The sequence below is a fragment of the Nonomuraea sp. LPB2021202275-12-8 genome (genome assembly GCF_037044575.1).
GTDB lineage: Bacteria > Actinomycetota > Actinomycetes > Streptosporangiales > Streptosporangiaceae > Nonomuraea.
Genome location: NZ_JBAHWD010000038.1, coordinates 78,938 through 88,907, shown reverse-complemented (window position 1 = coordinate 88,907; position 9,970 = coordinate 78,938). Strand labels below are relative to the sequence as shown.

Annotated in this window: 13 protein-coding genes; 9 read left to right on the top strand and 4 right to left on the bottom strand. The window is 67.6% G+C overall.

Features of this window, described 5'->3' with window-relative positions; translation table 11 throughout:
* The 3 genes from V5E28_RS41390 to V5E28_RS41380 form a co-directional block, all read right to left on the bottom strand.
* The coding region (locus tag V5E28_RS41390) for a carbohydrate ABC transporter permease (protein WP_336215352.1) at positions 1 to 742 on the bottom strand (742 nt) is incomplete at its 3' end.
* A 61-nt stretch (positions 743 to 803) separates the two neighbouring features.
* Entirely contained in the window at positions 804 to 2,120 is a 1,317-nt protein-coding gene (locus V5E28_RS41385) for an ABC transporter substrate-binding protein (RefSeq protein ID WP_336215350.1), read from the bottom strand.
* 167 nt (positions 2,121 to 2,287) lie between these two features.
* A complete protein-coding gene (locus V5E28_RS41380) occupies positions 2,288 to 2,428 on the bottom strand; it encodes a hypothetical protein (RefSeq protein ID WP_336215349.1) in 141 nt (46 codons plus the stop codon).
* Positions 2,429 to 2,447: 19 nt separating this feature from the next.
* Between V5E28_RS41380 and V5E28_RS41375 the strand changes: the two genes are divergently transcribed.
* The 4 genes from V5E28_RS41375 to V5E28_RS41360 all read left to right on the top strand — a co-directional run bounded on the left by V5E28_RS41375 (position 2,448) and on the right by V5E28_RS41360 (position 6,769).
* On the top strand, positions 2,448 to 3,572 hold the full coding sequence (locus tag V5E28_RS41375; protein ID WP_336215347.1) for an aldose epimerase family protein: 1,125 nt from the start codon (positions 2,448 to 2,450) through the stop codon (positions 3,570 to 3,572).
* Between the two features lie 54 nt (positions 3,573 to 3,626).
* The gene (locus V5E28_RS41370; protein ID WP_336215345.1) at positions 3,627 to 4,787 is read left to right on the top strand and encodes a sugar ABC transporter substrate-binding protein; all 1,161 of its coding nucleotides are present in this window, start codon (positions 3,627 to 3,629) and stop codon (positions 4,785 to 4,787) included.
* Between the two features lie 96 nt (positions 4,788 to 4,883).
* The gene (locus V5E28_RS41365; protein ID WP_336215344.1) at positions 4,884 to 5,954 is read left to right on the top strand and encodes an ABC transporter permease; all 1,071 of its coding nucleotides are present in this window, start codon (positions 4,884 to 4,886) and stop codon (positions 5,952 to 5,954) included.
* Positions 5,951 to 6,769, top strand: a complete 819-nt coding sequence (locus V5E28_RS41360) for an ATP-binding cassette domain-containing protein (protein WP_336215343.1) — start codon at positions 5,951 to 5,953, stop codon at positions 6,767 to 6,769. Before V5E28_RS41365 ends, V5E28_RS41360 begins: the two co-directional genes overlap by 4 nt.
* A 100-nt stretch (positions 6,770 to 6,869) precedes the next feature.
* Here the strand turns inward: V5E28_RS41360 and V5E28_RS41355 are convergent, their stop codons facing one another.
* The gene (locus V5E28_RS41355) at positions 6,870 to 7,109 is read right to left on the bottom strand and encodes a hypothetical protein (RefSeq protein WP_336215342.1); all 240 of its coding nucleotides are present in this window, start codon (positions 7,107 to 7,109) and stop codon (positions 6,870 to 6,872) included.
* On the opposite strand from V5E28_RS41355, the gene V5E28_RS41350 reads away from it, so the two are divergent.
* The 5 genes from V5E28_RS41350 to V5E28_RS41330 all read left to right on the top strand — a co-directional run bounded on the left by V5E28_RS41350 (position 7,093) and on the right by V5E28_RS41330 (position 9,933).
* Positions 7,093 to 7,404, top strand: a complete 312-nt coding sequence (locus V5E28_RS41350; protein ID WP_336215340.1) for an imine reductase family protein — start codon at positions 7,093 to 7,095, stop codon at positions 7,402 to 7,404. The genes V5E28_RS41355 and V5E28_RS41350 overlap by 17 nt on opposite strands.
* Before the next feature lie 393 nt (positions 7,405 to 7,797).
* The gene (locus V5E28_RS41345; RefSeq protein WP_336215338.1) at positions 7,798 to 8,226 is read left to right on the top strand and encodes a MarR family winged helix-turn-helix transcriptional regulator; all 429 of its coding nucleotides are present in this window, start codon (positions 7,798 to 7,800) and stop codon (positions 8,224 to 8,226) included.
* A complete protein-coding gene (locus V5E28_RS41340; protein WP_336215337.1) occupies positions 8,216 to 8,728 on the top strand; it encodes a hypothetical protein in 513 nt (170 codons plus the stop codon). Before V5E28_RS41345 ends, V5E28_RS41340 begins: the two co-directional genes overlap by 11 nt.
* A gap of 184 nt (positions 8,729 to 8,912) precedes the next feature.
* Positions 8,913 to 9,347, top strand: a complete 435-nt coding sequence (locus V5E28_RS41335) for a GNAT family N-acetyltransferase (protein WP_336215335.1) — start codon at positions 8,913 to 8,915, stop codon at positions 9,345 to 9,347.
* A gap of 181 nt (positions 9,348 to 9,528) precedes the next feature.
* On the top strand, positions 9,529 to 9,933 hold the full coding sequence (locus V5E28_RS41330; protein WP_336215334.1) for a VOC family protein: 405 nt from the start codon (positions 9,529 to 9,531) through the stop codon (positions 9,931 to 9,933).
* Positions 9,934 to 9,970 lie beyond the last annotated feature (37 nt).

Sequence of the window (9,970 nt, the reverse complement as noted above, 5' to 3'; positions counted from 1 at the left end):
ATGTCGCCGTCTCGTTGCCCGGCTGACCGGCGGTCATGATGTAGAACTGGTCGAAGGCGAGCAGTGAGCCGATCACACTCACCAGGGTCACCAGCAGGACGGTGCGCAGGGTCAACGGCAGGATCACCCGGGTGACCCGCTGCCGGGGGCTCGCCCCGTCGACGAGTGCGGCTTCGACCACGTCCGTCGGCACGGCTTGGATCGCGGCGACGAAAAGGATCATTCCGAAGCCGATCACCTTCCAGACCACGGAGGCGCTGATCGCGAAGTTGGAGACGGCGGCGTCCACGCCCAGCCACAGCACGGGCTTGTCGATGATCCCCAGATCGAGCAGGGCCCGGTTCACGAGACCGAAATCGGTGCTGAAGAGCCAGTACCAGAGCAGGCTCGACACCCCGAGCCCGATCACGACCGGGATGAAGACCACCGTGCGGGTGAGCCGGCGCAGAGCGGTGTTCCTGGCGGTGAGCAGCGCCAGCAGATAGCCGCCGATGATGAGGACCGGAGTTATGAGCGCGGTGTAGAGCAGGGTGAAGCGGAAGGAGACCCAGAACTGGGTGTCGTCGAAAGCCCGCTCGTAGTTCGCCGTCCCGACGAACGTCGGCGGGGACAGCAAGGACCAGTTGTGCAACGACATCCACGCCATCTGCAGCAGGGGATAGGCGGTGAAGGCGAGCACGAAGAGCAAAGCCGGTGCCAGGTAGGCGAATCCGACCAGACGGCGCCGTGAGCCGTGGCGCATGACAGCTCCTCTTGGCGAGTAAGGCGTCCACCGGGCGACGAGCCGCCCGGTGGAATCGGGTCTACGACCGGCCTGCGATGGCCTTCATCTCTTTCTGGGCGTCGGCGATGACGGTGTCGAGGTCGTCGGCGTCGTAGTAGGCGCGCTGCAGCATCTTCAGCCACGGCCCCTGCGGCGAATTGATCTGCTCGAAGAACGTGACCGTGTACGGCGTGCGGCCCACCGTGAGCGCCTTGGCCACGTCGCGTACGAGCGGCTCGGCCTGGAAGTACTTGTTCTCCACCATGTCCGTTCGCGTGGTGAGGTTGAGCGCCTTGGCATAGACCTCGACCTGTACCTCGTCGGACAGCAGAAACTTCATCACGTTGACCGCGTCGTTGACCCGCTTGCTCCCTTTGGGGACCACCACCAGGTCGCCGCCGATGAAGGAGGCCGAGGAATTCGGTGTGGCTCCGGGCAACAGGGCGATGCCGAACTTCATCTCCGGATTCTGCTGGCGTGCCAGCGTGATGTTGAAGTTGCCGGTGCCCATCATGCCCACCTTGCCGGAGCCGAACTGGAGGTGGAATGTCTCGCCGTTCTCCGTGCGGCTTCCTTCGGGGACGTTGCCGGCTTCGACCATGTCGCGGGTGAACTGCAGCACCTGCTTGACGCCATCGCCGACCAGCGGCTCGTCTCCCGGGCCCGCCGCCTCGATGGTGGCCCCGGAGGCCCACATCAGCGGACCGACGGTGAAGATGTTGCAGCCGGCGCAGTTGCCGGGCAGGTAGTAGCCCTTGACGCCGCCGCCCAGCGCGGTGATCTTGTCGGCGTAGCTACGCAGCTCTGCCAGGCTCGTGGGCGGCTTGTCCGGATCGAGCCCGGCCCGGGTGAAGAGATCCTTGTTGTAGAAGAGGGCGGACACGTCCGCGTAGAGGGGTACGCCGAAGAGCCGATTCTGGTACGTCGCCACGGCCATGTGCCCTTTGCTGGCGGCCTTCAGCTCCGGCCAGTCCTTGACCTGGTCGGTGATGTCGACCAGCTGCTGTTCCTTCTCGAACTGCGGGGCGTAGATCAGGTCCATGCCCATCAGGTCGGGCACCTCGCCCGAGGCGACACCCTGGGCGATCTTCCCGACCATCTCGGTGTGGGGGATGTAGGTCAAATTGATCTTGCAGTCGGGGTTCTTGGTGTTCCACGCCGCGACCAGCATGTCCACCATCTGCTTGTTGCCGCCTGAGCGCTCCCACATCGTCAGGGCGCCCTTGCTGGCACATGTCGTCGTCGCGGCCGGCGCTGGGCCGGCCGCGGGGGGCGGCTCCTCCTGGCTGCAGGCGGCGGCTGCGACCAGCAGCGCCGTTGCGGCCACCCGGGCCGGCCACCTGGGATGGGTCCTCATTGCCAGGCTCCTCTCTGCGGAGTGGACCGGTGTTGACACGACCCCCTGCTGATGGGAACGTAACCGATGATGAATACGATTGCACTCAATCGTTTTCATTCCGTGATTCGGGGAAATGTCAACGCGACCACAACCCCTCGCCAGGTGACGTATGGCCCTGCGAACAGCTACATCCGCCCCGCCCTCGCGCCTTCGTCCAGCCGTCCGGCGTCGCCGGTCCGCGACCTGCCGACGATGACGTGGATCAGCGCATCTGAAGGGAGATCGTCCATGCCCAGTAGCACCCGCACCCGAAACAGATTCGCCACGGCCGTCAGGGTTGTCCTCGTGGCCGTGGTCGCCCTTGCGCTGAGCCTGACAGGCGGGCCCACGGCGCAGGCCGCCGACGGCGGGCCCGGCATCACCAAGAAGCAGTTCGGGACCCTGGCCAACGGCAAGAAGATCGACATCTACACGCTGCGGAACTCCACCGGGATGCGGGTGAGGATCCTCACCTACGGTGGCATCCTCCAGTCGATCGAGGTCCCTGACGGCGGGGGCGAGTTCGCCAATGTGACGCTCGGGTTCAACAACCTGTCCGACTATGTCAAGAAGAGTCCGTACTTCGGGTGCATCACCGGCCGGTACGCGAACCGCGTCGCCAAGGGGCGGTTCACCCTGGACGGCAAGACGTACCAGCTGGCGACCAACGACGGTCCCAACCACCTGCATGGCGGGGACAAGGGCTTCGACAAGCGGGTCTGGAAGGCCCGCCCGTTCAAGCGGCACGACAGCGTGGGGCTGGTGCTGAGCTACACCAGCCCGAACGGTGAGGAGAGCTACCCGGGGACGCTGCGCACCACGGTCGTCTACACGCTGACCGACGACAACCAGATCCGGATGGACTACCGCGCCACCACCAGCAGGCCCACGATCGTCAACCTCACCAACCACGCGTACTTCAACCTGCGCGGTGAGGGCGACGGCAGGATCCTCGACCACGAGCTGCAGATCAACGCCTCCCGCTACACGCCGGTCGACAAGACGCTCATCCCCACCGGAAAGATCGCCCGGCTGGGCGGCACGCCGCTGGACTTCCGCGAGCCCACCGCCATCGGCGCGCGCATCAGCAGCACGAACCAGCAGATCGTGCGAGGCGGCGGGTACGACCACAACTACGTCCTCGACGGCCGCGGACATGGCCTCGAACCGGCGGCCAGGGTCGTCGAGCCGGACAGCGGGCGCGTGCTCGAGGTCATCACCGACCAGCCGGGCCTGCAGTTCTACTCGGGCAACTTCCTGGACGGCACGCTGCGCGGCACCGGCGGCCGCCTCTACCCGAAGCGGTCCGGCTTCGCCCTGGAGTCGCAGCACTTCCCGGACTCGCCCAACCACGACGACTTCCCCTCGACCGTCCTGCGGCCGGGCGACGTCTACCGGACCACGACGATCTACGCCTTCTCCACGATGTGACACCTGCGTGCAAGGAACACGTCCATCCCTCCGCCGATCTCCTGAGGCAGGATCATGAAAGACATTCATCCGAAGGTCGAGGAGGCCCTCGACACTCTCAACCTGAACCGCGTCGCGCGTCGTCGCCTCCTGACGGGGGCCGGCCTCGTCAGTGCCTCGGCCGCCGCCACCGCGCTGCTCAGCGCGTGCACCAGTGACTCGGGTGGGAACAGGCCTGCCGCCTCAGGCGGCACCGCGGCGGCGGCGGGCGCCGGCGACTTCCCGTCCACGCCCGCCTGGAGGTTCGTCTTCGTCTGCCACGTCACCACCAACCCGTTCTTCACCCCCACCCAGTACGGCGCCCAGGACGCGTGCGCGCTGCTCGGCACCCAGTTCCAGTGGACCGGGTCGAAGGACTCGATCGTGGCCGAGATGGTCAACGCGACCAACACCGCCATCTCTGCCAAGGCCGATGGGCTGGCGGTGGCGGTAGTGGACAAGGCGGCCTTCAAGGAGCCCGTGAGCCGTGCCCTGGACGCGGGTATCCCGGTGGTGTCCTACAACGCCGACGGCGCCCGCGAGGACCAGGGGACCAGCCGGCTGGCGTACATCGGACAGGGACTCTACGAGTCCGGGTACGCCCTGGGCCAGCGGGCACTTCAGCAGGTGGACTCCGGCGACGTGGTGGGATTCATCGCCACCCCGGGCGCGCTGAACATCCAGCCCAGGATCGACGGCGCCGCGCAGGCGATCAAGGACTCGGGCAAGTCGATCACGTTCGAGTCGGTCGGGACGAACGCCGACATCACCAAGGGGCTGTCGATCATCGACGCGTACGCCCAGGGGCACCCCGACCTGGCCGGAATGCTCGCCGTCGACGCCGGATCGACGCAGTCGATCGGGCAGGTCGTCAAGAAGTACACCATGCGCTCGAAGGGGCTCAAGGTGGCCGGCGGCTTCGACCTGGTGCCCGAGACGCTGACGGCCATCAAGAACGGCGATCTCGACTACACCATCGACCAGCAGCCGTACCTGCAGGGATTCCTGCCGGTGCTCTCCCTCTACCTGTACAAGCTCTCCGGCGGGCTGCTGTTCCCGTCGGAGACCAACACCGGTCTGCTCTTCGTCACCAAGGACACCGTGGGGCCGTACCAGACCACCAAGACCCGCTTCGAGGGCTCCGACACCGCCCAGAAGCTGATCGAACGGTCCGGGGCCATCGCTCACGCCTCCTAGAAGCGTCGAGCGGGATATCAGCCGTACGGCTTGCGTCCGCGGGGTGCGTGGGGCGCAGGCCGTACACCCATCCGATCCATGTGGAGGAGGGGCGAGGTGCCCGACATCGGCGATGACGTCCGCGAGTCGCCAGCGCCTGCGGATGTGGCCGGACGGCCCGTGCCGCACGGGGCGCGGCGCGGCGCGACCTGGATCCTGCCGCGGATCAGGGACGGTTTCCTGCGGCGGCGCGAGGCGACCGTGCTGGTCGTGGCGCTGGCGCTGGGGGCCTACTTCGCCTCGGCCTCCGAGGCGTTCCTGACCGGCGACAACATGGTCAACATCACCCAGGCGGCCGCGCCCAGCGCCATCGTCGCCTGCGGCATCGTGCTGCTGCTGGTCAGCGGCGAGATCGATCTGTCGGTCGGGGTGGTGGCGGCGCTGGCGCCGTTCATGGTGCACTACGCGATCGACTACTGGGGGTTTCCGGCCATCCCGGCGATTCTGCTCGGCGTGCTGACCGGCACGGTTATCGGGCTGGGGAACGGATTCGTCACGGTCGTGCTGAAGGTGCCCTCGTTCATCACCACACTGGGCACCTTCTACCTGGTGACCGGGATCGTGCTGACGACATCCGGCGCGTATCCGGCCGAGATTCCCGCGTCGGTGGACAACCAGATCGGGCAGTGGCTGGGGGCGGCCAGCTGGGCGCATCTCGCGTGGGCGCTGGTGATCGTGGCGTTCTTCCACGTGCTGTTCACGCGTACGCGGTGGGGGCTGCACACGATTTCCGTGGGCGGGAACCTGCTGGGGGCGCAGGAGGCAGGCATCCGCACAGGGCGCATCAAGATCGGAAATTTCATGATTGCGGGCACTTTGGGGGCTTTCGCTGGACTCATGGAGGCCTTCCGGATTCACACGATCGACCCCAACCTCGGCGGCGGTACCGGCCTGATGTTCACCGCTGTCTCGGCGGCGGTCATCGGCGGCACCGCCCTCGCCGGCGGCTCCGGCACGATCATCGGCGGTGCCCTGGGCGCGCTGGTGCTGGCCGAGCTCCAGAACGGCTTCAACCTGATCGGCATCTCCGCCAATCCGTACTTCCTGGTCCTCGGAGGCTCGATCCTCCTGGCGATGATCGCCAACGTGTACCTGAGCCGATTGAGAAGGGCGGGCAAGACGACGTGACCGCTCCGAACGTCGACTCCACCGGCGCCGTCGACGTACTGTGCGTGGAGCACGTCTCCAAGCGCTTCGGCACGGTGACCGCGCTCCGCGACGTCAACATCCGCCTGGCCATGGGCGAGGTGCTCGGCCTGATCGGCGACAACGGCGCCGGCAAGTCCACTCTCATGAAGATCATCTGCGGCTTCCACCAGCCCGACGCCGGCCGCATCCTGCTCGACGGCGAGGAGGTGTCCTTCAGATCCGTCGACCACGCCCGGTCACTCGGCATCGACACCGTCTACCAGGACCTGGCGTTGATCAACGAGCTGAGCGTCTACCACAACATGTTCCTGAACCGCGAGCCGGTGATCTTCGGTTGTCTCCTGAACAACCGCAAAATGCGCAGCCTGGCCCGCGAACACCTCAACGACATGGGCGTCAACATCCCATCGGTGGATGTGGAGGTGGCCAAGCTGTCGGGCGGCCAGCGCCAGGCCATCGCCGTAGCGCGCTCCGTCTACTCCCGCTCCAAGATCCTCCTGCTGGACGAGCCGCTGGCCGCGATGGGCGCGAAGGAGGGCGTGCAGATCCTCGACCTGGTCCGCGATCTCAAATCCCGCGGTGAGGTCTCCGTCATCATCATCGCCCACAACTACGCCCAGGTCCTGGAGGTCTGCGACCGGGTCAACCTCCTCCAGCACGGCAGCATCACCTTCGACAAACCGACCGCCCGGACCTCCGTGAAGGAACTCACCGACCTGGTCGTGGAGGAATACCGCACCGCTCGCACCGGGGTTCGGTCCGCCCGGGTCACCCCACGCAAGGACCCCCCTTGAGGGCGGGAAGCGGCCGATGTCGGCGCACGACTTGCCGATGGTGGGGTCCGGCCGCCGTCCCGTCGGCACTGCTCGGGCCGTAGCCGGCACCCCCGACTGCTCAGGCGGGGACGGGCTCCTGGTCAGCATCGTCAAAGGGTGGGTAGCTCTCGCCGGCCATTCGATCGGCCGCGTCAATGTAGTCGGCAAGAGCGTCGCGGGATTGAGCGAGCCTGTCCATCTGATCGTCCAGACGCTTGAGCCGTGACCGCATCGCGCCCAGCAACTCGGGGCACCCGAGCAGCTCCGGGGCCTCGCCGACCGCACAGGGCAGCAGGTACGCGATGTCCTCAGAGGACAAACCGGCACCAAGCACGTATGCGCCGTTCGCGCAGCAGATCGCTTCCGTTGTGGCCGAATGGTTGCCTGGCTATGCCGAGCAGATCGACAGCGGCTCCTTCCCGGCCGAGGTGTCGGCCCTGGAGACCGACGCGCGGGCGATGGCACACCTGATCGAGGAGAGTGAGGCGGTCGGTGTCAACGCCGAACTGCCGAGGTTGATCAAGGCGATGGCCGACCGCTCGATCGCCGCCGGACACGGCGGGGAGCAGTATCCCGTGCTGATCGAAGAGTTCGGCAAACCCCGCGACGCCTGACCGATCCCGGCACCGGGATTTAGCATCCGGTCGGCGGCGACCGCCGATGGGGCCAAGGCTCAGATCTAAGCCGGATGGTCACGGCCGACTTCCGTTCAGGTTCATGGACGCGGTCACCGAACCGGCGCACATGGTCTTCCTGGTAGGGGCATGACGGCCACGTCGGACCCGCGCGGGTGTGGTGATCGGCGGCGATGCCGAGGTGCCCCGCCCGCTCGTGCAGGCGGGCACGTACCGCGTCGAGGCGGTGATGGTCGTCCGGCCGCGTCGAGAGGTCCTCGACGGCGCTCAGTCCGGCACATGGTCCGCCGACCGCGACTGCCCAGCGTGCGCGATCGTGCTTGTCACGCCGTCTGGTTGCACCATGCAACTATCTAGTTGTATGGTCGAACCATGTCGGATGATCGCGAACTCCAGGAGGCCGTGGCGCGGTTCGTGCGGGCCTTCGGCCTCCACCAGCCGGACCAGACTCCCTGCGGGCAGCCCGTCCCGGTGTCGGAGGCTCACGCGCTGGGCGAGCTGGCCAGGGACGGCGCGTTGCGGCAGAGCGACCTGGCGCACCGGCTCCGGCTGGAGAAGAGCACCACCAGCCGGCTGGTCACGCAGCTCATCAACCGCGGCTGGGCCGAACGCACCCCGGCGCCCGACGACGGGCGCGGCGTGCTGGTCCAGCTCACCCCGCACGGGATGAAGGCCGCAGCCCGGCTGGCCGAGGCAAGGGCAGAGCGGTTCTCCGCCGTTCTGGACCGTGTTCCCGAGGGCGAACGCGCCGACGTGCTGCGCGCCCTGAGCGTCCTCACGGAGGCCATGGATGAAACGTGAGGATCGACGCGTACAGGTGCTCGTCGCAGCGCTCGCGCTCATCGTCGTCGCCACGACGGCGTACGTGCTCATCGGCCGCGACGAGCAGGCGCCGGCCGCCCGGCAGGCCGAGATCGCGGCCAGGGGCCGACAGGTGATGCCGTTCGACCTGGAGCGCACCACGCACCGCTTCGCCAAGTCCGCCACCGGCGGCGTGCAGACGGTCACCTCCGACGACCCTGCCGACGCCGAGCAGGTCACGCTGATCCGCGAGCACCTGACGGTCGAGGCGGCGGGCTTCGGCCGGGGCGACTACGGCGACCCCGCCTCCATCCACGGCGGTGAGATGCCGGGTCTGCGCGAGCTCGAACGGGGGCATAGCCGCATCGACATCCGCTACGCCGAGCTTCCCGCGGGCGCCCGGATCAGCTACACGACTTCTGACGCGTCCCTGGTCGCGGCGCTGCACGCCTGGTTCGACGCGCAGGTCACCGACCACGGGCAGCACGCCGAACACGGCTGACTCACCATCCGAACGTTCTCTTCCCCCCGGACCCACCTATCCTCGCCATACCTATCCGGGGTATGTTTCTCGCACACGCGTGATACCTCACCCCCGTACCGTACAAATCTGGATCGTGGACCCCCGCCTGGAAGAGCACACCACCTCAACCCACTCCTTTGAACCCCCACCTGGAAGGACCACCGTGATAGCGATCCGTCGCGCCACGCCCGATGACGCCTCCACCGTGCACGACCTCATCCGTGCGCTGGCCGAGCACCAGGACCAGGCTTCGGCCATCACGGTGAGCGTCGCCGACCTGAAGCGGATGCTCGCTTGCCCCGAGATCGCCTACCTGATCGCCGAGCGGGACGGCCGGGCCATCGGCTACGTTTCCTGGCTGCAGCGGATCAGCTTCTGGTCCGGCGAGGACTACCTCGCGCTGGACGACCTGTACGTGGCCGCTGCGGAACGCGGCGAAGGCGTGGGAGAGCAGCTGATGCAGGCCATCGCCGAAGCCGCCGACGGAAAGCTGATCCGCTGGGAGGTGGCTGAGGCCAACGTGGCGGCACAGCGGTTCTACGCGCGCATCGGCGCGAGCCTCGGCTCCAAGAAGATCGGCCGCTGGCAGCCGAAGTAGGCGCGCGCCCGCGACAGGGACCGGTGCTCGCGTGCGGTGATTGCGGTGCGTCCACCTCCTGCGTAGGCGGGGGGCTGCTTTGGGCCAGGCGACGGGCGGCAGTCTCGGACGGCTGCCGGCCCGGCCGCCAGGGTCCCTGGGGGAGTGGTGCCCCCGTCCGGGTGGCACTAGTCTGCCGGGCATGCGCATGCTGCACCTTGGGCTGCGGGTCACCGACCTGGAGCGCTCGCTCGCCTTCTACACCGCGCTCGGGTACGTCGAGCGAGGCGGTGTCCCCGAGACGGAGTTCGGCAGCCTGACCATGCTCCAGCTGCCCGACGATCCGTTCGTCAGCCTCGAGCTCGTGCACGATCCCGCGAGACCGGTCAAGGACATCGGCGCCGTCAACCACCTCGTCGTCCAGGTGGACGATCTCGATGCCACGATGGCCGATCTCGCGGCCAGGGGCGTCACGGCCGAGCCGCCGGCGGAGCTGGGGCCGGGGATGCGGACGTCATGGCTGACCGACCCCGACGGCTACAGGATCGAGCTCGTGCAGTGGCCGCCCGGGCATCCGGCAGGCATGACGGCGGCCGATTTCGCCTGACGGGTTGGGCAGGAGAGGAATCGTGGACAGTGGCCGG

Coding starts and splice junctions, on each gene's coding strand:
- V5E28_RS41385 (WP_336215350.1), bottom strand. CDS start 2,120: ATGAGGACCCATCCCAGGTGGCCGGCCCGGGTGGCCGCAACGGCGCTG.
- V5E28_RS41370 (WP_336215345.1), top strand. CDS start 3,627: ATGAAAGACATTCATCCGAAGGTCGAGGAGGCCCTCGACACTCTCAAC.
- V5E28_RS41350 (WP_336215340.1), top strand. CDS start 7,093: ATGTCCTCAGAGGACAAACCGGCACCAAGCACGTATGCGCCGTTCGCG.
- V5E28_RS41345 (WP_336215338.1), top strand. CDS start 7,798: ATGTCGGATGATCGCGAACTCCAGGAGGCCGTGGCGCGGTTCGTGCGG.
- V5E28_RS41340 (WP_336215337.1), top strand. CDS start 8,216: ATGAAACGTGAGGATCGACGCGTACAGGTGCTCGTCGCAGCGCTCGCG.
- V5E28_RS41330 (WP_336215334.1), top strand. CDS start 9,529: ATGCGCATGCTGCACCTTGGGCTGCGGGTCACCGACCTGGAGCGCTCG.